The following is a 24,911-nucleotide window of genomic DNA, read 5'->3' as shown; positions in this document are numbered from 1 at the left end:
ATTTTTAAATTTCTAAAATATGAGTTTGATTGAACTCTTCTATAACACGATCTTCTATCATCTTGCGCGTATCTGAATTTAAGGGATGGACTATATCTCTAAAAGTTCCATCTTTACGTCTACGAGAAGGCATTGAAACAAAAAGACCTTTTGCACCTTCAATTACTTTCAAATCACGTACAATAAAGCAATCTTCAAAGACAATAGTTGCATAGGCTTTGAGTCTACTACTTTCTGTTGCCGGGTATACCTTTACTTCTGTAATGCGCATGAGAGTCCTTAAAGGTAAGCATGATGGACATGCTTTACGTGTTAAATACATTTCAAGATAAACTCAAATACTATTTTACGTATATTCAAACCCGTTGTCAACTATTTTTTTATTTTTACTTATATACTTTAATCAAAATACTCATTGCTAAAAATGTAGACTTGAGCATTGTATATAATATACTATTATAAATATAAATACTGCATAAACAAAGTATCTATGAGATAATATGAAAACATTTAGTGCTCTAAGAGTTATATACATGCTGCTCACTACATACAGTTACTCTATGGACCCTGATATACCTCGGCAATGGTATGAGCAAGAGCTTAGAGAAGCAGTAATTCACGCAGATATACCCTTTATTTTAGAATCTATTAATAGAGACTCTAATTATATTTATAGCAGAGATTCAGAGGGCAATACCCTGCTTCATTGGGCTGCCTATAATGGACACAAAGACGTGGCAGAGCTGCTTATACATCATGGTGCTTTTAGCGATGCTCACAATAAGCAAAATGAAATTCCTCTCCATTGCGCTGCAGCAAATGGCCACACGAGCTTACTCGCTCTACTGAGCAACAATGGCACTCTTATTAACTGTCAAGATAGCAACCAGTACACCCCGCTACATTGGGCAGCTATGAATGCTCATATGCAAACAGCGCAGTTTCTTTTAGCTCATGGAGCAGATTGTAGCAGTTTAGATTACCGATCACTCACCCCTTTACATTGGGCAGCACGCAACGGAAACAAAGAAATTGCAAAGCTGCTTTTAGCTTATGGAGCAGAGAGTAATGCTCAAGATAAAGACAAAGCTACACCTTTACATTTAGCTGCACATAACGGTCAAATTGGCGTGCTAAAAGTACTTTTTAAAAATGGCGCTCACATTGATGCTCTAGATAGTAATAAAGCTACACCTTTGCATTGGGCAGCCTATAATGGTTATAGTAAAGCATTATAGTTACTACTGTATTATGGCGCAGACAGTAATGCTCAAGACTCTTTAAAAATAACACCACTAAAAGAAGCTGAAAACCAAAATAACAAAGAAGCTCTTGAGGTCCTCATTGCCCATGGTGCAGCCATACCTTCTTACAGTAGTAACAGCAGCATTATAAAAGCTTGCCAAAATCAACAGAAACTTGCCCAAGCACTAGCTAAACAAAATATAATTACAATACTTAAGCTCTTAAAAAACAAAGTTTATGCAACAGCACAAGTCAAAAACTTTCTTGCCCTTAAAGTACAAGAATTGTTCTCTGCAGTGGCTCAAGACGATAGTATTGCTGTAAAAAAGCTTCTTAAAAACGGGTTGAGCATGCACTGTAAAGACAAGTTAGGAAATACTTTGCTTCATAAGGCTTTTTATTATAAAAGCAAAAAAGTTATTCATCTTCTTTTAAGTATTTCACATGGCACTTGTAATTTAAATGCAAAAAACAACTATGGGTTAACCCCTTTAGAAATTGCTGTGTCTACTACGGAGCATTTTGAATTTTTAAAAGAGCTTTTAGAGCAGCTACAAGCAGGGCCTCAGCCAGCTTACCCTCAAAACAAATGGAATCTTTTTTGCACTATTCAATAATATTAGGAGTTTTGATGAGATTAACTGGCTATTTAGTGTATCTTTTACTATTTACAGGATCGACAGTTTCTAGCATGGACTTAAGCTCTTTGAAACATACATTTATTAAAGCACTTAGAACTGAACAAACAGATACCCTTTTAGATCTTATAAATCATGATAACTCTTGCATTAATGCTCAAGACGAAAATCAGCAAACACTTCTCCATTGGGCAGCACAAAGTGGGTTTTTAGTAGGCGCAGAGCTCCTTATTAATAAAGGTGCACAAGTTAATGCCCAAGATCAATTCTTTACTACACCACTCCACTTAGCTGCTGAATCGGGCAATACTCAAGTAGCAGAGTTACTTATACGCTCTAACGCTCAGGTTAATACACGAACTATTTTTAAAGAAACACCTTTACATTGTGCTGTAAGCCTAGGATATGTAGCGATAACAGAATTATTACTCAATGCAGGTGCTCATCTGAATGCTGTTGATACTGATGGAGAAATACCTATGTGTTGTGCAATGCGCAATGGGCATACAGCTGTCCTTGAGTTGTTACTACAAAGAGGAGCGTCAAACGTTTTAAGTAAGAGTAACAAAAGAATTCTCTTAAACGTTGCCCTAACCTCTAAATTTAATCAAATATTAGAAGTTTTAGTAAATTATATGCCACAGCCTTTACTTGACGAACTAAATAATCCTCGTATCCAGCAGGCTAAAAAAAATCAACAAAACTTGGTAAAAGCCTGTATTTCAAATAATACTGCTCAAATAATTAGCCTTTTAAAAAATAATGTCTATGCAACACCAACAGCTAAAGCATATTTGGCTTCTAAAGTGAGAGATTTATTTTATGCCGTACAACATGATGATATTAGCGAATTAAAAAAGCTTCTTAAACAGGGTTTTAGTATACATATAGTTGACGCAAATAAAAATACATTGCTACATATAGCCTTTTTGTATAAAAGCAAAAAAGCGCTTGAGTTTATTTTAAGTACTTCCGGCAGTACGACTATTTTAGATAAAAAAAACAAGCTTGGCTTAACGCCTATAGAACTCACTGTCGCTACAACTACTCATCTTGAGTTTTTAAAAGAATTTATCTTTAAATTGCTAAAAGGACCACCGCAACCGAGCAATTCAAGAGAGTGTATGTGCGAAATTGTATAAAAAGAGACCCAAAATATAGTGGATCCCATACAATACATTACTAATGGTACATGGCGCCAATCCACGCACAAAAAACAATACTGGCGAGTCTGCAAGAGATAAAGACAATGTACTTGAACTTCTCTACTATCACTTTAAAGCTCTTGTTTCATCAAAACAAACCGATTAAATGCACCAAAGGCCCAAAACATAGCGGCACCCTGCCCATTTGATTAATGATTAAACACATACTCTATGCTTCTGATTTTATAATTGACAATTGCACTATATATGCTACGCTTTATAGTGCATAATAGCAATAATAACTTAGAGCAATAATTAGAAAGATAATCTTATGAAGATAATTAAATTGGTAACTTTATCATTGATGAGCCTTACCTATCTTAGTCACAGTATGGATTCTCCTACAATGGATCAGCAACTACTAGAAGCAGCAAAAAATGGTGACCTAGCTAAAATTGAAAGTCTTATAACAGAGCGACATACTAATATTAATACTCAAAATGAGAATGGAATGACACTACTCCATTATGCTGCAATAAATGGGCATACAAATGTAATAGAAATCCTTCTTAACCATGGTGCTCTTATTGATCCTCAAAATAAATATGGTTGCACACCACTCCACCTAGCTGCGAATAAAGACCATGCAAATGTAATAGAAACCCTTCTTAGCCATGGCGCTCTTATTGATCCTCAAGATAAAAATGGTTTCACACCACTCCATCTAGCTACAAGCCTGGGGCATACAAATTCAATAAAAGTGCTTCTTAAACATGGCGCTCTTATTGATGCTCAAGATAAAAATGGTCATGCACCACTTCATTATGCTGCGGGATGTAAACATACAACTACAACAGAAATCCTTCTTAATAATGGTGCTCTTATTGAGGCTGAAAATACATATGGCAGCACACCACTCCATATAGCTGCGATTGAGGGCCATACAAATGCAATAAAAACGCTCCTTGCCCATGATGCTCTCATTGATGCTCAAGATCAAGGTGGCGCAACACCACTCCATCTAGCTGCGAGCCTGGGACATACAAATGTAATAGAAACCCTTCTTAAACATGATGCTCTCATTGATGCCCAAAATAAAAATGGTTGGACACCACTCCATCTAGCTGCGACTAAAGACCATGCAAATGTAATAGAAACCCTTCTTAAGCATGGCGCTCTTATTGATGCTCAAGATAAACATGGAAGTACACCCCTCCATCTAGCTGCGGGTCAGGACATACAAATACAACAGAAATCCTTCTTAAAAATGATGCTTTCATTGATGCCCAAGATAAAAATGGTTGGACACCACTCCGTATGGCTGCGAGTAATGACCATACAAATGTAATAGAACAATTAATCGCTCTTGGCTGCTCTGTACCATCTAATATAGTTAATTACCCTACTATTAAAAAAGCCCAACAAAATCAGCAGTCTTTACTTAAAGAACTAGGGCGCAAGAACTCTTCTGCTATAATTAAGCTATTAAGAGACAAAGCTTATGCAAATGCTACTGTAAAAAAGTATCTTTTTGCTAAAATCAACGAGCTCTTTGAAGCAGTTGCTAAAGATAACAGCAGTGCTGTAAAACAATTTCTTAAAATGGGCTTTAGCTTAAATGTTACTGATGAAGCTGGCAATACATTGCTGCATAAAGCTTTTTATCACAAAAGCAGAAAAGTACTAGAACTTCTTTTTTGGTACATTCCTGGCGGTACTGATAATTTAGGTGCTAAAAATAAACAAGGCTTAACTCCAATAGAACTGACTATTGCTACAAGTTCAGATTATGCTGAGTTTTTACATGATATTTTAGCTAATCTAGGCAAAGGGCCTCAACAGATACAAGCGGCACAAAGCGCGAAATCTTCTTGTTCTATTCAATAAATACTTATAATAAAAACTCACAATAATTAAAATAAAAAAATAATCAGAAAGACAATGTTATGAAAATAATTAGCTTTATAGTTTTATCATTGATAAGCCTTACATATCTTAGTCACAGTATTGATTCTCATACAGTAGATCAACAACTATTAATAGCTATACAAAGTGGTGATAGAGCTAAAATTGAAAGTCTTATAACAGAACAACATGCTGATATTAATGCTCAAAATGAGAATGGCTGGACGGCACTCCATGTGGCTGCGAGTAATGACCATATAAATGCAATAGAAATCCTTCTTAACCATAATGCTCTTATTGATCCTCAAGATAAATATGGTTGCACACCACTCCATCTAGCTGCGATTAAAGACCATGCAAATATAATAGAAACCCTTCTTAAACATGGTACTTTTATTGATGCTCAAAATAAATATGGTTGCACACCACTCCATCTAGCTGCAGGTCAGGGACATACAAATTCAATAAAAGTGCTTCTTAACCATCGAGCTCTTATTAATGCTCAAGATAAAAAAGGTAATGCACCACTTCATTATGCTGCGGGACATAAACATACAAATACAACAGAAATCCTTCTTAATAATGGTGCTCTTATTGATACTCAAGGTGAAGGTGGCGCAACACCACTCCATCTAGCTGCGAGTAAAAACCATACAGATGTAATAAAAGTGCTTCTTAAACATGACGCTCTTATTGATGCTCAAGATAAAAATAGCAAAACACCACTACATTCTGCTGCAATAGAGGGGCATACAAATGCAATAGAAACCCTTCTTAAAAATGATGCTCTCATTGATGCCCAAGATAAAAATGGTTGGACACCACTCCATCTAGCTGCGAGCCTGGGACATATAAATGCAATAGAAACTCTTCTTGAAAATGATGCTCTCATTGATGCTCAAAATAAAAATGGAAGTACACCCCTCCATATAGCTGCGAGCCTGGGACATACAAATGTAATAGAAACCCTTCTTAAACATGGTGCTCTTATTGATGCTCAAGATAAAAATGGTTGCACACCACTCCATTATGCTGCGACTAAAGATCATGCAAATGTAATAGAAACCTTTCTTAAGCATGGCGCTCTTATTGATGCTCAAAATAAAAATGGTTGCACACCACTCCATATAGCTGCGGGTCAGGGGCATACAAATTCAATAAAAGTGCTTCTTAGGCATGAGGCTCTTATTAATGCTCAAGATAAAAATGGTCATGCACCACTTCATTATGCTGCGGTACATGGACATACAAATACAACAGAAATCCTTCTTGAAAATGGTGCTTTCATTGATGCCCAAGATAAAAATGGTTGGACACCACTCAGTATGGCTGCGAGTAATGACCATACAAATGTAATAGAACAATTAATTGCTCTTAGCTGTCAGGTACCCTCTAATATAGCTAATTTTCCTACCATCAAAAAAGCTCAAGAACGTCAGCAGTCTTTACTTAAAGCAGTAGCTTGCAATAACTCTTCTGCTGTAATTAAGCTATTAAGAAACAAAGCTTATGCAAATGGTCCTGTAAAAAAGCATCTTTCTGCTAAAATTAAAGAGCTCTTTGAAGCAGTTGCTGCTGATAACAGTAATGTCGTAAAACAATTTCTTAAAATGGGCTTTAGCTTAAATATTACTGATGAAGCTGGCAATACATTACTGCATAAAGCTTTTTCTCATAGAAGCAAAAAAGTACTAGAACTTCTTTTTTGGCACATTCCTGGTGGTACTGATAATTTAGGTGCTAAAAATAAACAAGGCTTAACTCCAATAGAACTGACTATTGCTACAAGCTCAGATTATGCTGAGTTTTTACATGATATTTTAGCTAATCTAGACAAAGGGCCTCAACAGTTAACCACTAATAACAGTATGTTATCTTCTTGCACTATTCAATAAATTAAATTGAACATAACAAAAAGAGGCTCAATATAATTTGAACCTCTTTTTTTTAATCTAGTATAAGTTAAAACTTCTTTTTAGCCATACATAGCTTATCTTAATATGCTGCTGCAACCAGGCTACCTTCTTATTATATAGCTCTATACAGACTTTTGCCTCTAGCATTTACTGACCTTCACCATCTCTATTTTAATTGACAAATATATTAATTATGTTATATTTTTTTTATATATATCAATAATTTATAAAAAATTGAAAGCTGTTCTTATGAAAATACTTACTTTTATAGCCTTAGCTCTTACTATAAGCATTACCCCTCTTAGTCAAAGCATGACTCCTAGAACAATAAACCAACAACTATTAAAAGCTGCAAGAAATGGTGATAGAGCTAAAATTGAAAGCCTTATAACAGAGCCCGATGCTGATATTAACACTCAAGATATGGATAACCGAACACCATTGCATCTTACTGCAGCAGGTGGAAGCACAAATGCAGTAGAGATCCTTCTTAGTTATGGTGCTGATATTAATGCTCAAGATTTTAACAAGGATACACCATTACATGTTGCTGCATTAGAGGGACATGTAGATGTAATAGAGCTGCTTCTTAAACACGGTGCTAACATTGATGCTCAATCTAATGATAAATCTACACCACTGCGTCTTGCTGCAGAATATGGCCATAGAAAAGTCATAGAACTACTTCTTAAGCATGGTGCTGATATTAATGCTCAAAGTGTTAGTCAAAAGACACCTCTACACTCTGCTGCAATAAAAGGGCACTCAAATGCAACAGAGTTACTTCTTAAACATCTTAAGCATCCTAGCGATGTTAATGCTCAAGATAACAAAGAATGTACAGCACTGCATTCTGCTGCACATTTTGCTGCGTACAGCAACTACACAAGTAACTATACTCATACAATAGAGCTACTTCTTAAACACGGCGCTGACATTAATGCTGAAGATACTACCCAACAGACACCACTCCATCATGCTGCAATAAATGGCACTGCAAATGTGGTGATAGAGCAGCTCATTGCTTTTGGCTGTGTTATAGCACCTGATATTGCCCATAGACCTGAAATTAAAAAAGCTCAAGCAAATCGGGAATCTTTACTTAAAGCAGTAAATAACAACGATGCTTTTGCTGTGATAAAGCTATTGAGAAATAATGCTTATGCAGATACTACTGTAAAGCAGTATCTTTCTACTAAAACTGAAGAGCTTTTTGATGCGATTGCTAAGGATGATAGCGTACTAGTCAAACAGTTTTTAAAAATGGGCTTTAGTCTCAATATCACTGATAGAGCAGGTAATACATTACTTCATAAAGCTTTCTATCATAAAAGCAAGAATGTGCTTAAACTGTTACTAAGCATTACCCAGGGAACTGATAATTTAGATGCTAAAAACAACCAAGGTCTTACACCAATAGAACTTATGGTTACCACAAGTCTTGATTATGCTGAATTTTTACAAGTAATTTTAACTAGTCTAAACAAAGACACTCAGCAGTTAACAATCATAGAAAAGATCCTATGCTATTGTGCCGTTCAGTAAGTTAAAGAATATACAGTTGCAGTTGTGGTTGGAAAGCATCAAGAGATACTAATGCTGCGTTAAATATAAAAAAGCAAGGTATAGAAAAGTTAAAGGCGGCTGGATATACCGTCTCTGCTCGTCGAGGCCTGTGTAAGACTTCAGCTGAAGCTACGACCTATGAAGCGAGAAGCCTCCTCCTTTAGGTCGAGGAGATATCACAAATGTTCCGAAAGCTAGTACTGTCTGCTCTTATTTTATTATAAACAGTCCCTAGTTTTCTGTTTCTATCATAATTATTAACACAAGATTCATAAATAGAATTTATCTGTAATAACTGTTGCTAAATTTGAATGTTACGTAGTCTTATCGATAGAATTGCTGTTACTATTACTTTCACTAGCAGCTGTCTTAAATAGAGGATTAGACTCTACATTAAAGACTTCTTGCGCTTGGTCTATCTCTTGACCAGTACGATTACTATCACTAGTAATAGATGTACTATATATTCTTAATAAGTTTAGTAGGTATTCTGCTGAATGGTTTTGTGCAAGTAAACTTTGCTTGTATTGCGCTTCTGAGCCATTACCTGCTATACATGCTGCTTTTACAATTGAATGCTCAAACATCTTTTTTACAACTTGTTCTATTAAAGCAGAGTTTATCTGTAAGGGTGATTGTACTACGCTTAAGCCTTGCAAGCTCTTATAAGCAGAGTTGCTGTTGCTGTTACTTTCACCAGAAGTTCTCTGCAATAGAACATCAGTTTGCATATTAGACGTTTCTTGCCCGTGATTTATATCTTGACCAGTACCATTACTGTTACTATCAGAATCAACACTACTATTAACTGTATTATAGCCTCTTAATAAACTTGAAAGCCCCTCTGCTGCCTGATCTTGAGCAGTGCTTATAGGTTGTTGATCATAAACACTTACTACTTGCATTGGCTTAGCTTGCTTAGCTATAGCCGTTGTGTTTACTGCTTTATTGCTCAATACACTTTTTACTCCCTTCAGCTTATCAGGTAAATAAGAGCTATACCTGTTGCGAAAACTAGTATTACGACGATCTCTAATTTTATGATACAGTGCCTCTAATTCTTTATTTTTTAGTTCACTGTCAGTGTATTGGGTGTAATATTTATCAAAAATAAAATCTTTATCCTCTTTAGTTAAATAAGGAAGGATACAAGCTAAAATTATATAGTTATTTGTACTATTACTAGATGGCTTTTTACCTAAAACATAAGCAAGCTTACTCCGATAACCTGTATAAGCGTCAGTACACCACTTTGATGTTTTTACATCCATTACTTCTAACCACTTACGTAATTCATCTGATGAATAGTTTCGTGCAAGCAACTTTTGCTTGTACTGCTCTTCTGAACAACTACCAGCTATACACGCTGTTTTTACAGTTGGATGCTCAAACATCTTGTTTATAATCTGCTCTTCTAAAGGAGCACTTACCTGTAACGGCTGTTGTACTAAATTTGAATGTTGCATTGTATTATAAATAGAATTACTGTTACTATTACTTTCACTAAAGTCTGTTTGCAATAAAGCCTCTGGCTGCATGTTACACATTTCTTGCCATTCATTTATCTCTTGGTCAGTACCATTACTGTTACTATCCAAACTAATACCACTATTAACAGCATCACAGTCTATTAATAAGTTTGACAAGTCCTCTCCTGCTCTCTGAGATTGAGAAACAATACTTTCATCATGAGTATTTACTACTGGCGCTACCTGAGTTTGCTCACCTACAGCTGTTGTATTTACTGCTTTATTGCTCAATACACTTTTTACTGGCTTCAGCTTATCAGGTAAATAAGAGCTATACCTGTTGCGAAGACTATTATTACCAGTTCTAATTTTATTATACAGTGCCAGTGATGCTTTATTTTTCAATTCACTATCAGTGTATTGGGTGTAATATTTAGTAAAAATAAAATCTTTATCTTCTTTAGTTAAGTAAGGAAGTATACAAGCTACAATTATATAGTTACTTGTACTATTAGTAGATGTCCTTTTACTTAAAACATAGGCCTTGTCTCCATGACTATCCTTATAGAACTCAGTACACCACTTTGATGTTTTTACATCCATTATTTCCAACCACTTACTTAATTCATCTACTGAATAGTTGCGTTCAAGTAATTTTTGCTTATAGTGCTCCTCTGAGCCGCTGCCAGTTATACACGCTATTTTTACAGCTTGATGCTCAAACATCTTGTTTATAAGTTGCTCTAACAAATTAGAGTTTATTTGTAGCGGCTGTTTCATTGCTGCTAAATCTTGCATACTCTTATCAACAGAGTTGCTATTACTATTACTTTCATCACAAGCTGTTTGCAATAAAGCATCAGGATATGTATTACATGCCTCTTGTCTTTGATTTATTTCTTGGCCAGTACCACTACTGGCATTATTATTAACATTACCATAGGTTCTCACTAAGCTTACTAGATCTTCTGCTTCTGTCGGAGATTGAGAAGCCAACTGTAAGTTGGTAGTTTCATCATGAGCATTTACCACTGGTATAGACTTAGCTCGTTTAGCTACATTGCCCAATTTTTTTTTTGCTTGTTTTAATTCACTAGGTAAATAAGAACTATATATTTTCCGAAAGCTATTAGTGATCACTTTGATTTTATTATAAACAACCCGTAGTTTTCTGTTTCTGTCATCATTATTAAGGTAAGACTCATAATACCAATCAAGCAAAGTACTTGTATCTTTTTCAGTTAAATAAGGAATTATACAAGCTAAAATTATATAATTATTTGTCGCGTTAAGAGATGGATTTTTACCTAAAACATAGACTACTTGACCTTGACAACTAGTATAAGCCTCAGTACACCACTTTGATGTTTTTACATCCATTATTTCCAACCACTTATCTAACTCATCTGCTGAATAGTTTCGTGCAAGTAGTTTTTGTTTGTACTGTTGTTCTGAACCACTGCCAGCTATACATGCTCTTTTTACAGTTGGATGCTGAAACATTTTATTTATAAGTTGCTCTAACAAATTAGAATTTATTTGTAGCGGCTGTTGTGCTACACCTAAATCTTGCACACTATTATCAACAGAGTTGCTGTTACTATTACTTTCATCATAAGCTGTTTGCAATAGAGCATCAGGATATGTATTACATGCTTCTTGTCTTGGAGTTATTTCTTGGCCAGTACCATTACTGTTACTGTTATTACTAGCACTATTATTAATATTGCCATAGGTTCTCAATAAGCTTACTATATCTTCTGCTTCTGTCGGAGATTGAGAAGCCAACTGTAAATTAGTAGTTTCCTCATGAGTATTTACTACTTTCATTTCCTGAGCTTGCTCAGCTATAGCTGTTGTATTTACTGCTTTATTGTTCACTATACTTTTTACTTGTTTGAGTTTATTAGGTAAATAAGAGCTATACATGTTGCGAAAACTATTACTCCGACCTCTAATTTTATTATACAGTGTCACTAATGCTTTATTTTTTAGTTCATTGTTAGTGTATTGGGTGTAATATTTAGCAAAAAGAAAATCTTTGTCTTCTTTAGTTAAATAAGGAAGTATACAAGATACAATTATATAATTATTTGTACTATTAAAAGATGGATTTTTACTTAAAACATAGGCTGAATTACCTTGGTTATCTTTATGAGCTTCAGTACACCATTTTGATGTTGTTACATCCATTATTTCCAACCACTTACGTAATTCATCATCTGAGTAGTTTCGTGCAAGTAGTTTTTGTTTGTACTGCTGTTCTGAACCACTACCAGCTATACAAGCTTCTTTTACATTTAAATGCATAAACATTTTTTTTATAAGCTCCTCTACTAAAGTAGAGTTTACTTGTAACAGCTGTTGTATTGCTGCTAAATCTTGTACACTACTATCAATAGAGTTGCTATTACTATTACTGTCATCATAAGCATTTACTAATGCCATCTCCTGAGCTTGCTCACCTATAGCTGTTGTATTTACTGCTTTATTGCTCAATATACTTTTCACTTGTTTCAGTTTATCAGGTAAATAAGAGCTATACATATTGCGAAAACTACTCTTATGAGTTCTAATTTTATTATACAGTGTCACTAATGCTTTATTTTTTAGTTCATTGTTAGTGTATTGGGTGTAATATTGAGCAAAAAGAAAATCTTTGTCTTCTTTAGTTAAATAAGGAAGTATACAAGCTACAATTATATAATTATTTGTACTATTAAAAGATGGATTTTTACTGAAAAGATAAGCAGGTTTACCATGAGTATTATTATGAGCCTCAGTACACCATTTTGATGTTTTTGCGTCCATTATTTCTAACCACTTACGTAATTCATCTGATGAATAGTTTCGTGCAAGTAGTTTTTGTTTGTACTGCTGTTCTGAACCACTACCAGCTATACAAGCTTCTTTTACATTCGAATGCTCAAACATTTTTTTTATAAGCTGCTCTACTAAAGCAGAGTTTACTTGTAATAGCTGTTGTAGTATACCTAAATCTTGCATACTACTATCACTAGAGTTACTGTTACTATTACTGTCAATACTAATACCACTATGGGGTGTAATAGTGCTGCTTTTACGCCGGATTCTTCTTTTACGCAAAGTTGGTCCAAGGTCACTATTTTCTGATAAACGTTTTTTAGAGCTATCGGTTATAGTCATACTACTACTATCTTCGTTAATCCCTAAGTAATTATTTTCGTCTAACTCACTATAAGAAGCAGCTTGAGTTGGCAATTCACTGTAATTAATAGCTTGATCTTCATTTAAAGAATTACTTAATGCAGACAGTATATCTTCTAGTTCTGTATCATGCATAGTTTCATTGATATTTAACATTTCAAATGTTTGATCTTGACTAGGTAAAGGCATAGTATCTAGTAAGTTATCACTCAATTGAGTAGTTATACCTAAAGCTCTAAACGACTGATCATATGCTATTTTTGTATGCGTTGAATTAAAAATAGCTTGTAATGGTTCAATATTTCTTAACTTTTCAACTAATAAATGAGCTTTTTCTAAAGTAGATGCTGTTTCTATAGTAATTAAGGAGTCTACACTACCATACTGTTGCACTATAAAGTCTATATTACTTGTTAATTGATTAATGGCTGTAAGCAGTATCCAATAATCAGAATCATAAGCATACTCTTGAGTTAGAAACTGTGCATTAAGATCATTACATATATTTAGTAAATAATTTTGAAAACTAGTTTTATGCTCTATGTGATCAACTGTTATCTGAAAGAGAGACATGCTATAGGTTAGACAAGTACTACCTAGGACTAAAAATAGTAATATTTTTTTCATTTCTACATCCAATTATTTTTTAGTTTTACTATATTACTTAATAAATTGTACTATATTGCGCAGATTTGTCAAATTGTCAATTATTTAAAGCATATCTAAGTACTTATCAAATAGTAAACCTCAACCGGCTTTTAAGCTAGTAATACTTAACTTAATTGCGTAAGATAATGGTATTGGCTCGACATACTTTTAGGATGGATATTCTAGTCGCCAGATTACCCCGTAATAATCTAGTATTTTTACTTGCATTAAGATCTCTATCAATTACTAGAGAGCACGAATTACAATATGTTCTAAGCTTAACTGGCATGTCTTACTCTATGCTACATGATGAGCAGACTTTGCTTGTTAGCTAAGTATATTAATCCATCACAATTAAAAGTCACTGTTTTGCTATATTACACTTACCAGTAATTCAACTTAATAAGCAACTAAAATTTTATTTCCAGCATTTACCAGCGCTCTTAACCACTTAATTAATTGACAAATATGTTATTTATTGTATATTTAATTATATATTAATAATAATTTATAAAAAAGAAAGATCTTTTCATGAAGATATTTAAGTTTATACCTTTAGCTCTTATTATAAGCGTTGCCTCTGTTAGTCAGGGCATGACTCTTAGGACAGTAGACCAACAACTACTAGCAGCTGTTAAAAGTGGCAATATAACGAGAATTGAAAATCTTATAGTTCAGCAAAATGCTGATGTTAATATCAAAGATATTTTAGGTAATGGTAACACACCACTCTGTTATGCTGTGTTCAAAGGCAATACACAGGTAATAGAAATACTTCTTAAATATGGTGCTCTTATTGATGCTCAAAGAGGAAATGGCGAGACAGCACTTGCTCTAGCTGCATATTCTAAGAATGCAAATGTAATAGAACAGTTACTTGCTCATGGCGCTTCTATACATTACGATATAGCCCATATGCGTAACCTTAAAAAAGCTCAAGAAAATCAACAAGCCTTACTTAAAGCAGTGGCTACCAATAACACGCCTGCTGTAATGAAACTATTACAAAACAAAGCTTACGCAAACGCCACTGCAAGACAGTATCTTTCTGCTAAAGCCCAAGAACTGTTTGATACAGTAGCTGCTGATGACAGCGACGCGGTAAAACAATTTTTAAAAATGGGTTTTAGTTTAAATATCACCGATGAAGCAGGTAATACTTTACTTCATAAAGCTTTTTATCACAAAAGCAGAAACGTATTAGAACTTCTCTTGTGGCATATTACTGGTGGCACTGATAATTTAGGTGCTAAAAACAAGTTAGGCCTAACGCCAATAGAACTAACTATTACTACACACATTGATTATGCTGAATTTCTACAAGAACTATTAGCTGGTTTAGACAAAGGACCTCAGCAATCAACAGTTATGGAAAATATCAATAAGATTCTATCTTACTGCGCTGTTCAGTAAACCCAAAATAAGCAATAAAAAAGAGGCTCACACTATATCGTGAGCCTCTTTCTGCTTTAAAATCTAGAGTTATAAAAAAACTAAGTTACTATTTCTTTTCAGCTGCACGCAGTTTAGCAGATCGTGCTGATGCATTTAAATCAAGCTCTTCTTGAGTTGCTGTTACTACTTTGGGTGTCAAAATAGTATAGGTATCTTTATGATCTCTAAAAAACTGTTTGACTATACGATCTTCAAGTGAATGGAAACTAATACACACAATGCGACCATGATCATGAAGCAATTCAGCTGAATGAGAAAGCAGCGATTTTATGTGACTTAGCTCATCATTAACAAAAATACGTAATGCCTGAAAGGTTTTAGTTGCTGGATGCACCGGTCTGCTAAAGCGCGGGATAATACTGGTAATAACTTCAGCAAGCTGCTTGGTTGTTCGTATTGGGCCTTGCTCTTTGCGGTAAGCAACAATAGTACGGGCAATTTTGCGAGAACTATATTCTTCACCATACTCAAATAAAATCTGTGCTATTTCTTCTTCTTGACCATGATTAATAATGTGAGCTGCTGTAGTTTTATAAAAACCAGGAGACATACGCATATCTAAAGGAGTATCAACGTTAAATGAAAAACCAGGAAGCTCTGCTATCTGATACTGTGATGTACCAAAATCGGCCAGGATACCGTCAACTTTACCTATTTTTGCTTTTTTAAGCACTTGAGTAAGATTACCAAAGCCACCAAACAAAATAGTAAAACGGTCGCCATATTCTGCCTCTAAAGCAGGAGCATTAATCTCTATAGCGTTTTTATCCCAATCGATTGCAATAACCTTACAGTTAGGTTCAGCATCTAAAATAGCACGCGTATGACCGCCACCACCAAATGTAGCGTCGATGTATACTTTGTTTGGTTGTGGGTTTAAATACTGCAGTACTTCGTTAATCAATACCGTTTTATGATAGATTTTTGTCATAGTGAAGCATCAACCAATTGAGTAACAAGGTTAGTAAGTCCTACACCACGAGAGCCCTTAACTAAAATAACAGCCTCACGATCAAGTCTTACTTTTACACAGTCAACGGCCTCTTGCCAGCTAGCTACATGCTCATGAGTAAGCCCTACAGGCAATGTTTTTTTGGTCCATTGCACTAAGTCACCTACTAAAATTACATGATGCAATGAAGGCACTTTACGCAAAAAGCGACCTACTTGACGATGCCAAAATGCGCTATTAACACCAAGCTCAAGCATATCACCAATAACGGCAATCTTTTGACCTTTTGATTCAACTTTTTCAAAAGCAAGTAATGCAGCTTTTACACTTTCAGGGCTTGCGTTATAGCAATCGTTAATTAAAATGCCTTTGGCAGCTTTTAACTGTGCTTGTTCAAAGCGCCCTGTTATTGTTAACGGTACTTCAACACCTTTAACAATAGTGTCATGCGGTATATTTAACAAATAGGCTGCAGCTGAAGCAGCTAGGGCGTTAATTACACGTCCAGCATGGTTAGTATCAAGCATAATTTTATAGCGCTCTTTATAGAGCTTAAGCATAAAATAACTATTTAAGTTATTAGCTTGTATTTTACGTGCTTGTACCTGATTTGTTGTTTTACAACCAAATTTTACAATTGGATGCATATACGAAATAGTTGCAAGAACTGGTTGATCACCGTTTATAATACCGATATTGTCTTCTTTGAAATACTTAAAAATATCCCGTTTTTCGTTAGCAATATCAGCAAGTGATCCTAAACCTTCCATATGGCTATGACCAATAGAGGTTATAATACCCGTTGTTGGCCTTACTATAGCTGCCATACGTGCCATTTCGCCACGACGGCTTACGCCCATTTCAAAAATAGCTACCTTATGCTCACTGCGCATACGTAAGATATTAAGAGACATACCAATAGTGGTATTTTGGTTACCATAAGACGCTATAAAGGGTAAGCCTTGTATACGTAAAATATTAGCAAGCATCTCTTTGGTTGATGTTTTACCAATAGAACCGGTAATGCCAATAATAGGGCATGAAAACTTTTCACGCCATGCAGTAGCTAGTTGCAGTAAGGCCTCTTGTGGAGACGGTACTTGTATAAGCGCTATTTTTTTAAGAGCTGTTGCGCCAAGAGTTTTAATAACATCTTTGCGATCATTACTAATAATTATACCTGCAGCTCCACGACTAAGTGCGTCTTTGATAAAATCGTGACCATCAACACGTGTACCTTTAAGTGCAATAAAAATAGATCCAGGCGTTACTAAGCGCGAATCAACGCTAAACTCAGCATCAGCTGGTATTGCTACATCGGAAAAGGTACCATTAGTTAAAACGGTTTTTAAGAAATTCTGGTCTAAATGCATTGCTCAAACTCCATGCTTTACAACTAACATGAAACAAAAATTAATTGAGGCCAAAGCGGCTTGATTTTTAACATTTGTCAATAATTAAATTTAAAATATAACTCCTATCCAAGATAGCTTTTATTTTCAATACTTGCAACTGGCATCTTATCTGTCTAGAAGGGTCTTATTAACTTTACGCATTTTACTACCATTTGCAGGAAAAATATAGCCCTTAGTCTCTAACTGATCTACAATGCGTGCCGAGCGATTGTACCCAATTTTAAACACTCGTTGTACAAGGGAAATAGATATTTCGTCTTTTTGTTGCGCAAATGCTACTATTTCTGGAAGTAAGGTATCTTCAACATCTTGGCTTACGTTATGACCACCAAATGTTTCTAAAGAACAGTAATCGGTTGAACGCTGCTTTTTAACTTGGTTTACTACTGCTGTTACTTCTTCATCAGTTACATAGGCTCCGTGAATACGCTTAAGAGTTCCCTGAGAATCTAAATATAACATGTCACCACGACCAAGTAACTTTTCAGCTCCTTGTGCATCAAGTATGGTGCGTGAATCTATTTTTGAAGCAACTTTAAATGCTATTCGACTAGGCAAGTTTGCTTTAATAAGCCCGGTAATAACATCAACTGAAGGACGCTGAGTTGCTATAACTAGATGTATGCCTGCTGCACGAGACATCTGCGCCAGCCGTGTAATAAGTTGTTCTACTTCTTTGCCAGCAGTAATCATAAGATCAGCAAGTTCATCGATCATGATAACAATAAACGGCATAGGTTCAAGCTGCTTTTGAACACGTATTGCTTTATATTCTTTTATATTACGCACACCCACTTTAGCCATATGAGTATACCGATCTTCCATAGTTTTTAGTGCCCACTTAAGAGCCAAAATAGCACGTTGCGGTTCAACAATAACAGGAAATACCAGATGTGCTATGTCGTTGTAACCAGCAAATTCTAAACGTTTAGGATCTATTAAAATCAATCGCACCTCATCAGGTGTTCTTGTAAGAAGCAAACTAACAAGCATGCTGTTGAGCCCTACGGATTTTCCTGAACCAGTCGATCCTGCTACAAGTAAATGTGGGGTAGAGGCTAAATCTATAATACTGTCGCGGCCTTGGGTATCTTTACCTAAAACAAGAGGCAATTCACCTTTAAATTCACTCAGCTGCTTGCTTTCAGCAAGTTGAAAAAAGTAGACCGTTTCTCTTATAATTTGAGCAACTTCAAAGCCAACAACTGATTTGCCTGGTATAGGGGCAATAATACGTAAACTTAATGCTTGCAGTGCTAAAGCCAAATCATCTTCGCGAGCAATAATAGTACTTATTTTGGTGGTTGCTGAAGGCTGGTACTCAAAAAGAGTTACTACAGGGCCATTCATAATATGAACTACTTTTCCCTCAATACCAAATTGCTCAAGTTTAAACTCAAGTGCACGTGCTTGTTGAGCACTATCATCTTTGCCCATACGCTCAGGCCGAACAGCTTTATCTTTAGCAGACATTTTAAGCTGAGGGAGCCTATACACATCAAATACCACTTCTTCATCTTCAAACACAACGTCTTCAAGAGCCTCTTTTTTACTGGCAGCCGCTTTAATGTGCGCTGTTTTTGGCTCTTCTTTATACTGTTGTGCTGGGTGAATAAACAGATCCCAAAAAGGATCATCGTATATTACTGCTTTTTCTTGCGTATAAAAACCACTATAAACCCACTCTTTAGCCACTTTTTTAACAGCTACTATGTGCTCGATACAACTTACAACAAGCTGCTGCAGCCAAACAAATAATCTACCACTCGCTATATAATTACCTAGTGGGTACCAGAGACTTATCCAAGAGAACTGAACAATAAGCACTACCAGTGACAAGCAAGCGGTATATAAAAATAAAGATACCTGCCATGACTCAAGACACTTTGATAACAGATAGGTACCCGCAACACCACACACACCTCCTGGATATATACGCTTAATTACACCTAAGGTATAAGTGTATTCAATACAACTGCTTATACACAAAAGGCCTATAAGAGCTAAAGCACGAAATTGCAAAACCCTCATAGTGTGATAGCGAAAAAAACTATACGTAAGCATACCAAAAAGGTAAATTATAAGAAAGGCTGATTGCCCAAATACGTAAAAAAGCAACCCCGCGCACTGGGCACCAAACGGTCCCATATAATTATGGATAACCGTTGGCTGAGTGGTATCGTAAATAAGAGAACTATCATATGGACTATAAGATATAAGCGCAAGCATCATAAACACGGTGCTAGCCAGCAGACCAAAACTGAATAACCAGTGTTTAAGTAGTTTAAGTAGAGTAACCATTGCAGATCTCCTTGGTAATATACTTTCAAATCTATACTAAAAATTCTATGCTATTCAAGAATCGCTCAAAAATCTTAACCGCGGAGATCCTATGTACGGCGTAAGCTTTATACTTTTTATGTTACTTGTAGTTACTACACGTTTTTCTTACAGCCAAACGCAACCAACACATTTTATATTTTCTCATGGTCTTGGTGGTGGCGCAGAGCAAGTCTATTGGTACAAGCCGGGCAATCCTGCTCATTGGTTTATTTTAGACAATCACACTCATACCTTTGATTTTCCTGAGATGCGCTACCAAGTAGTTAACGGCAAACGATTACCGCTTCCTATGGATGAGGCTAAAGTAAATTTAGCACAAGAAGCTGATATTCATGCGCTTAAACAAGCTTACCAACAAGTATTAAAAAGCTCCACTTCATCGGGCATAGTGCTTATGGGCGTTTCTCGTGGCGCAGCAGTTACTATTACCTTTACTGCCCTTGAGCAGCCTAAACATATACAAGCACTGATACTTGAAGCACCTTTTGATAGCCTAGAACATATTGTAGAGTACCTAAAAGCCCAATACGCTCATAACAATACAAGCATGCAAGAAGCAATTGAATTGCAATGGCACTTTGCTGCCTATAATAAACACGGCATTAAACCTATAGACGTTATAGATAAATTAGATAAAAATCTACCTGTATTATTTATTCATTCCAAACAAGACAAATTAATTTCGCTAGAAAGTTGCCGTAATTTATATACAAAGCTTAAAAAATCTGGCCGCACACAGGTGTATTTACTTGAACTCGATCACGGCGAACATGCTAATTACCAATCAGGCAAAGATGCTTTTAAATATCAAGCTACGGTGCATGCTTTTTATAAAAGATACGGCATTACGCATAATGAGCAACTAGCTCTTCAAGGCCACATATTTCTTGATGCTGCACAACCATAAAGAGCTTAAAAATTTAACAAAAAAATAGTTATTAATAGTTCTTACTAGAGCACATAATAGTTTTTACCTGGTATATTTTGGCACAACATTATTGACAAATATAAAATAAATAAGTAGAATTAATACTATGTTAAAAAAATATTAAGTCTATTTATTTAAGGATACAGCTATGAAATTATTTTTGTGTGCTCTTACGCTGCTTCCCTCTTTTATCTTTACCATGCACGACAATCAGCAGATGCTTAAGCCACAACTGTTAAGCTCATCAAATAAACTTCTCAACAGCGCAAAATTAAATAACAGTAACGCACAGGCTACTAAAGTACCTAGTCCTTCTTGTTTACCATCTTGTTATACTGCTCTACAAAATCATCCAGAAATGCAAGAATTATTACTAAATAACAATGCTGAACTAACTGGAGAAAAATTAAACGCTCTGGAAGACTATACTCAATTTCTTACTGCTATTAAAACTAAACCCGCTACTTTTGATATGCTCCATACAGCAATTGAAAAATGCTATTGTAGCCTTGTAAAAGAGCTTATTCTAAAATTACTACCAAGCCTTGAACAAATACGTGAGCTCAATACTTTAGCTCAACAAAAGTATATTCTTACTCAAAAAACCAATTACAAAAAAATATACACAATGTTAACTAATTATGTTTATGTTCTTATGTTTATTCAAGGGCATAAAGGCGATAGGCCATTTCCTGCTGATATAGCCAAAATTATTACTCAGTATGTTATTTAATTTATTTAATTTTTTATAGTCATTTCTTAGCTATTGATGTTTTTTGACTAATATACCATTAACTGGCAAACTGATTACCTAGTTAAAAAAACCTAATCCCGTGCTTAAGGAACTCAATGAAAAATTATTTGTTATTGTTACTTGCCTATACTCTTAATTGCAATGCAATGGATTTGGAGAGTCAACTGCGCGCTGCTGCTATCCAATCAAAAACCCAAGAGGTTGAATGTCTTTTAAAACAAGGCGTAGATCCCAAAGCAACTGACAGTACAGGATGGACCGCCCTCCATGCAGCTGCTCACAGTCGTGGACCTTTAAAAATAGCCGAATTATTAATAGAATATGGTGCGCTTGTAGATGCCGTCAATAGCTATGGCTATACTCCTCTTCACGTAGCTGCAGAGCAAGGTCGTTGCGACATAGCACAGCTCTTAATTCTTAAAGGTGCTAACGTAAATAGCTCTACACAGGGCGGCCAAACACCACTGCATTTAGCTGCAGCCCAAGGTGCCGATGGTATGATACAAACTCTATTAAACTACAAAGCTAATCCTTTTTTAAAAAATAAAAGTTATCAAGCTGCTTTAAGCTTAGCTCAAATAATAAACTTTGAAGAGATAGCAAGTCCTCGAGGAAACAAAAAACGAGCTGCTGAGTTATTAGAAATCAGAATGAATCAGTATAAAAATCTTATTATGCACGAAGCTCAAACACAACCTACACTTAATACTCTTCAGGCAGCTATTATAATCAGCGATCTTGCACTCATTAAGTCTTTATTAGTTATATTACAACCAACGCTCCAAGAAATTCTTTTTTGTGGTAGATTATCGGTACAATTCAATGCACCTTATAGCACTATAGTTAGGGTATTAAAAAACTATGCTCTAGCGCTATCTCTTACAGATGCTAGAATAGCAACTGTGCAACCATTAAATCTAAATGTCGCTAGTGTTATAGCTAAACACACTCTGTGATATCTCCTCGAGCTAAAGGAGGAGGCTTCTCGCTTCATAGGCCGCAGCTTCAGATGAAGTCTTACACAGGCCTCCACGGGTACCAGATAAACTTTAGCTAGAGTATACTCTTTAAGTATTTTCTGTTTGCAAAAGCAAGTATGGTTATACTAAGCATATACCAACCCCATTGAGCAAAAAGGCCATATTCCATTGAATAGGCCATAAGTTGCAATAGCAGGTATGCCAGAAAAGTAGATAAAATCAACAAAAGTGTACGCGAATAAGTTACTGGATAAAACAGCGAAATATCTTTGCTTTTACGCGCACTCCACAAGCCGCGGACTACAGCTACTAGAAGTAAGGGGAACTGTATAGTACATGAAAAGACAAAGGCTGCCAGTGGCGTTAAACCAAGCCATATACCTGCTACACAAGTGCTAGCAAGACGAGAAATACCTGGAAGTAGGGCCAAGCCCTGAATTGTACCAATAAGCGCTGCTTGTAGTAACGACGGCATGCTAGTTACTCCTAATGGTGCACTGTAGAGAGAAAGCAATAAAAGTGCTGTTACAAGAAAGCCGAGCCACAAAGGCATAAACAACTTACCGCGAGCTTTGAGAATTTTAAAAAAATAATACATTAGTCCGGTACATGCATTAGCTGTAAAAACAAGAATACTTATATATATAATTGTATGAGCATATTTAGATATATCTAAAAGCAAATAGCCCCATTTTTCTAACATATAAGCCCCAACAACAAAGAGTGTTGGAATATGCATTATATGTTCCACTTGCTCAGTTAAGATTAATTTATTCTGTATTTTCTTATACCAGACAAGCCACCGCTGAATAAGTTCTAAATGCCCAGAGCTGCTAATAGGTAATGATTCAAAAATTATTTGTATATACCAAAGTGAATAAAATAAAGAATTCATGAATATACTCTATCTTGGGGTTAGAAAAACAGGTCTCATTAACGTTAAAAAGTATACTTACCTATTTTTAAATAGTCGAACTTTAAAGCTCATAAGAGAAGAGGTGGATATTTTAGTATCCACCTCTTCTCTTATAGAATCTAACTTTAGAAAAGCTTTTATCTAATTTTTAGAAGAAGCTGTATAACCTATAACCTTTTTTGCAATTAGACGAGCTACTTCTGGAGGCATTTGATCGCCTGTTTTAGAAGATGCTCGTGCAAGAGTATCTAATGCCTCTTGATATTTTCTTAAGAGCTCTGCTATATCCTGATAAATACCTATACCTGACCTTTTAAATTGTTGTTCTGCCAATGAGCCATATTGACTTAACTCTTGAGAAGTAAAATTCATTTTTTGTAATAGCTTTTTAACTAAAACTAAATACCCTTGCTTAACAGCTTCACGCAAAGTATCTTTAGTTGGTTTAGTAGTAGCTTGCTCTAATACTTTAATATATTCTTCTATAGTTTGCGGTATCTGTTTTAGGTCCTCTAAAGAAATAGTGGGCAGTGGATTAGCTGGCAGACTACCCGCTTGAGCAACACTTTTTGCTAGTTCAAGGGCAGTTTTGCCATTACTATCTTTAATAGTGGGATCTATACCGAATGCCAATAACGGTTTAATCTGGTATATATAACCATGTCTTACAGCTCTATGAAGTAAGCTTTCTTTGCCGCCTTGGCTTTTCGTTCTTAATACATTAATATCTGCTCCATTATCAATAAGAAATTTAACCATAGGAATATCATCCACCATTAGAGCCCTAACTAAAGGGGTATCATGGTATTTATTCTCTTGATTAATTTTAGCACCTTTTTCCAATAACACTTTTGCTAAAGGAAGATTTTTATACGCAACAGCTTCATCAAGTAGTGAAAAGCCATCTTTACTTACTGCGTTGGCACTAGCACCCCGCTCTAAAAGCTTCTTTATTTCCACTGTTTGCTTTTCTAGCATTTCTTTATATTGCTTATCTTCAGTTTGACTCATACTTTTTAGTAATTCCTTTTGTTTTTTACGTATTTCAAGTGATGCGCCTGGCAAGGATTTAGCCTGCTGGCTATTAATAAACAATGGATTAGCTGTACTATCTGAATCTAGAACGTCAAATGCCATTTCATCCCAGCTTTTTCTCTGCATACCGACTAAGTTTTGAAATGCTACACCAGTTAATAAGATTAAAATATATTTTTTCATAGGTTCTCTCTCTTGTTATGAGATTTATGTGTATTTTATGTTAATCTTACACTATTATTTTCAGATATACAATAATTAATTTTTATTATTATTAAAGTATTATTCTTAAAAAACTCTAGCAGGTAAGCATGGGCTATTGCTTCTTACAGAGAAAAAACTTGCAAGCTATGTGTTTTCAGACTATACTTCGCAGTGCCTAAATAGTTGAATTTTAACCTTAGGGGAGCTTGGG

Annotated in this window: 18 protein-coding genes; 11 read left to right on the top strand and 7 right to left on the bottom strand. The window is 35.4% G+C overall.

Going from position 1 to position 24,911, the window contains the following annotated elements; translation table 11 throughout:
• Positions 1-4 precede the first annotated feature (4 nt).
• Entirely contained in the window at positions 5-271 is a 267-nt protein-coding gene (gene spoVG, locus H0X48_01110; protein ID MBA3953908.1) for a septation regulator SpoVG, read from the bottom strand.
• 229 nt (positions 272-500) lie between these two features.
• On the opposite strand from spoVG, the gene H0X48_01105 reads away from it, so the two are divergent.
• The 7 genes from H0X48_01105 (at position 501) to H0X48_01075 (ending at position 8,394) form a co-directional block, all read left to right on the top strand.
• Positions 501-1,238: an ankyrin repeat domain-containing protein gene (locus H0X48_01105; protein MBA3953907.1), complete on the top strand. Its 738-nt coding sequence runs from the start codon at positions 501-503 to the stop codon at positions 1,236-1,238.
• Positions 1,239-1,529: 291 nt separating this feature from the next.
• Positions 1,530-1,862, top strand: a complete 333-nt coding sequence (locus H0X48_01100) for an ankyrin repeat domain-containing protein (GenBank protein MBA3953906.1) — start codon at positions 1,530-1,532, stop codon at positions 1,860-1,862.
• Between the two features lie 14 nt (positions 1,863-1,876).
• Entirely contained in the window at positions 1,877-3,025 is a 1,149-nt protein-coding gene (locus H0X48_01095) for an ankyrin repeat domain-containing protein (protein ID MBA3953905.1), read from the top strand.
• Positions 3,026-3,359: 334 nt separating this feature from the next.
• Complete coding sequence (locus H0X48_01090; protein ID MBA3953904.1) at positions 3,360-4,376, top strand: ankyrin repeat domain-containing protein; 1,017 nt, start codon at positions 3,360-3,362, stop codon at positions 4,374-4,376.
• Entirely contained in the window at positions 4,346-4,915 is a 570-nt protein-coding gene (locus H0X48_01085; GenBank protein ID MBA3953903.1) for a hypothetical protein, read from the top strand. The genes H0X48_01090 and H0X48_01085 overlap by 31 nt, the downstream gene beginning before the upstream one ends.
• A gap of 59 nt (positions 4,916-4,974) precedes the next feature.
• Complete coding sequence (locus H0X48_01080) at positions 4,975-6,828, top strand: ankyrin repeat domain-containing protein (protein ID MBA3953902.1); 1,854 nt, start codon at positions 4,975-4,977, stop codon at positions 6,826-6,828.
• A 270-nt stretch (positions 6,829-7,098) separates the two neighbouring features.
• Positions 7,099-8,394: an ankyrin repeat domain-containing protein gene (locus tag H0X48_01075; GenBank protein MBA3953901.1), complete on the top strand. Its 1,296-nt coding sequence runs from the start codon at positions 7,099-7,101 to the stop codon at positions 8,392-8,394.
• 335 nt (positions 8,395-8,729) lie between these two features.
• On the opposite strand, the gene H0X48_01070 is transcribed toward H0X48_01075, so the two are convergent.
• The gene (locus tag H0X48_01070) at positions 8,730-13,697 is read right to left on the bottom strand and encodes a hypothetical protein (GenBank protein MBA3953900.1); all 4,968 of its coding nucleotides are present in this window, start codon (positions 13,695-13,697) and stop codon (positions 8,730-8,732) included.
• Positions 13,698-14,249: 552 nt separating this feature from the next.
• Here H0X48_01070 and H0X48_01065 point away from each other — a divergent pair.
• Positions 14,250-15,131: an ankyrin repeat domain-containing protein gene (locus H0X48_01065; protein ID MBA3953899.1), complete on the top strand. Its 882-nt coding sequence runs from the start codon at positions 14,250-14,252 to the stop codon at positions 15,129-15,131.
• 88 nt (positions 15,132-15,219) lie between these two features.
• Here H0X48_01065 and rsmH read toward each other — a convergent pair whose 3' ends face one another.
• From rsmH to H0X48_01050, 3 genes are all read right to left on the bottom strand, one after another.
• Positions 15,220-16,104, bottom strand: a complete 885-nt coding sequence (gene rsmH, locus H0X48_01060; GenBank protein MBA3953898.1) for a 16S rRNA (cytosine(1402)-N(4))-methyltransferase RsmH — start codon at positions 16,102-16,104, stop codon at positions 15,220-15,222.
• Positions 16,101-17,498, bottom strand: coding sequence for a UDP-N-acetylmuramoyl-tripeptide--D-alanyl-D-alanine ligase (gene murF, locus H0X48_01055; protein ID MBA3953897.1), 1,398 nt, complete (start codon positions 17,496-17,498; stop codon positions 16,101-16,103). Before murF ends, rsmH begins: the two co-directional genes overlap by 4 nt.
• Before the next feature lie 147 nt (positions 17,499-17,645).
• On the bottom strand, positions 17,646-19,841 hold the full coding sequence (locus tag H0X48_01050; protein MBA3953896.1) for a DNA translocase FtsK: 2,196 nt from the start codon (positions 19,839-19,841) through the stop codon (positions 17,646-17,648).
• A gap of 91 nt (positions 19,842-19,932) precedes the next feature.
• Here H0X48_01050 and H0X48_01045 point away from each other — a divergent pair, with 91 nt between their 5' ends.
• The 3 genes from H0X48_01045 to H0X48_01035 all read left to right on the top strand — a co-directional run bounded on the left by H0X48_01045 (position 19,933) and on the right by H0X48_01035 (position 22,521).
• The gene (locus H0X48_01045; GenBank protein ID MBA3953895.1) at positions 19,933-20,790 is read left to right on the top strand and encodes a prolyl oligopeptidase family serine peptidase; all 858 of its coding nucleotides are present in this window, start codon (positions 19,933-19,935) and stop codon (positions 20,788-20,790) included.
• A 169-nt stretch (positions 20,791-20,959) separates the two neighbouring features.
• Positions 20,960-21,544 carry a hypothetical protein gene (locus H0X48_01040; GenBank protein MBA3953894.1) on the top strand — a complete coding sequence of 195 codons (585 nt, stop codon included), beginning with the start codon at positions 20,960-20,962 and terminating at the stop codon, positions 21,542-21,544.
• A gap of 116 nt (positions 21,545-21,660) precedes the next feature.
• Positions 21,661-22,521, top strand: coding sequence for an ankyrin repeat domain-containing protein (locus tag H0X48_01035; GenBank protein ID MBA3953893.1), 861 nt, complete (start codon positions 21,661-21,663; stop codon positions 22,519-22,521).
• Positions 22,522-22,618: 97 nt separating this feature from the next.
• On the opposite strand, the gene H0X48_01030 is transcribed toward H0X48_01035, so the two are convergent.
• Together H0X48_01030 and H0X48_01025 are read right to left on the bottom strand one after the other, a co-directional pair.
• A complete protein-coding gene (locus tag H0X48_01030) occupies positions 22,619-23,440 on the bottom strand; it encodes an undecaprenyl-diphosphate phosphatase (GenBank protein ID MBA3953892.1) in 822 nt (273 codons plus the stop codon).
• Positions 23,441-23,602: 162 nt separating this feature from the next.
• The gene (locus H0X48_01025; GenBank protein ID MBA3953891.1) at positions 23,603-24,679 is read right to left on the bottom strand and encodes an ankyrin repeat domain-containing protein; all 1,077 of its coding nucleotides are present in this window, start codon (positions 24,677-24,679) and stop codon (positions 23,603-23,605) included.
• Between the last annotated feature and the right edge of the window lie 232 nt (positions 24,680-24,911).

The organism is Candidatus Dependentiae bacterium (genome assembly GCA_013821315.1).
Lineage (GTDB): Bacteria > Babelota > Babeliae > Babelales > Babelaceae > JACDHA01.
This window is presented reverse-complemented; position numbering and strand designations above follow the sequence as displayed.

Bases quoted from the DNA above. Each gene is read 5' to 3' on its own strand.
- spoVG (MBA3953908.1), bottom strand. From the start codon at position 271: ATGCGCATTACAGAAGTAAAGGTATACCCGGCAACAGAAAGTAGTAGA.
- H0X48_01040 (MBA3953894.1), top strand. From the start codon at position 20,960: ATGAAATTATTTTTGTGTGCTCTTACGCTGCTTCCCTCTTTTATCTTT.
- murF (MBA3953897.1), bottom strand. From the start codon at position 17,498: ATGCATTTAGACCAGAATTTCTTAAAAACCGTTTTAACTAATGGTACC.
- H0X48_01025 (MBA3953891.1), bottom strand. From the start codon at position 24,679: ATGAAAAAATATATTTTAATCTTATTAACTGGTGTAGCATTTCAAAAC.
- H0X48_01030 (MBA3953892.1), bottom strand. From the start codon at position 23,440: ATGAATTCTTTATTTTATTCACTTTGGTATATACAAATAATTTTTGAA.
- H0X48_01105 (MBA3953907.1), top strand. From the start codon at position 501: ATGAAAACATTTAGTGCTCTAAGAGTTATATACATGCTGCTCACTACA.
- H0X48_01095 (MBA3953905.1), top strand. From the start codon at position 1,877: ATGAGATTAACTGGCTATTTAGTGTATCTTTTACTATTTACAGGATCG.
- H0X48_01080 (MBA3953902.1), top strand. From the start codon at position 4,975: ATGAAAATAATTAGCTTTATAGTTTTATCATTGATAAGCCTTACATAT.
- H0X48_01090 (MBA3953904.1), top strand. From the start codon at position 3,360: ATGAAGATAATTAAATTGGTAACTTTATCATTGATGAGCCTTACCTAT.
- H0X48_01065 (MBA3953899.1), top strand. From the start codon at position 14,250: ATGAAGATATTTAAGTTTATACCTTTAGCTCTTATTATAAGCGTTGCC.
- H0X48_01050 (MBA3953896.1), bottom strand. From the start codon at position 19,841: ATGGTTACTCTACTTAAACTACTTAAACACTGGTTATTCAGTTTTGGT.
- H0X48_01070 (MBA3953900.1), bottom strand. From the start codon at position 13,697: ATGAAAAAAATATTACTATTTTTAGTCCTAGGTAGTACTTGTCTAACC.
- H0X48_01085 (MBA3953903.1), top strand. From the start codon at position 4,346: ATGGCTGCGAGTAATGACCATACAAATGTAATAGAACAATTAATCGCT.
- H0X48_01035 (MBA3953893.1), top strand. From the start codon at position 21,661: ATGAAAAATTATTTGTTATTGTTACTTGCCTATACTCTTAATTGCAAT.
- H0X48_01075 (MBA3953901.1), top strand. From the start codon at position 7,099: ATGAAAATACTTACTTTTATAGCCTTAGCTCTTACTATAAGCATTACC.
- H0X48_01045 (MBA3953895.1), top strand. From the start codon at position 19,933: ATGTACGGCGTAAGCTTTATACTTTTTATGTTACTTGTAGTTACTACA.
- rsmH (MBA3953898.1), bottom strand. From the start codon at position 16,104: ATGACAAAAATCTATCATAAAACGGTATTGATTAACGAAGTACTGCAG.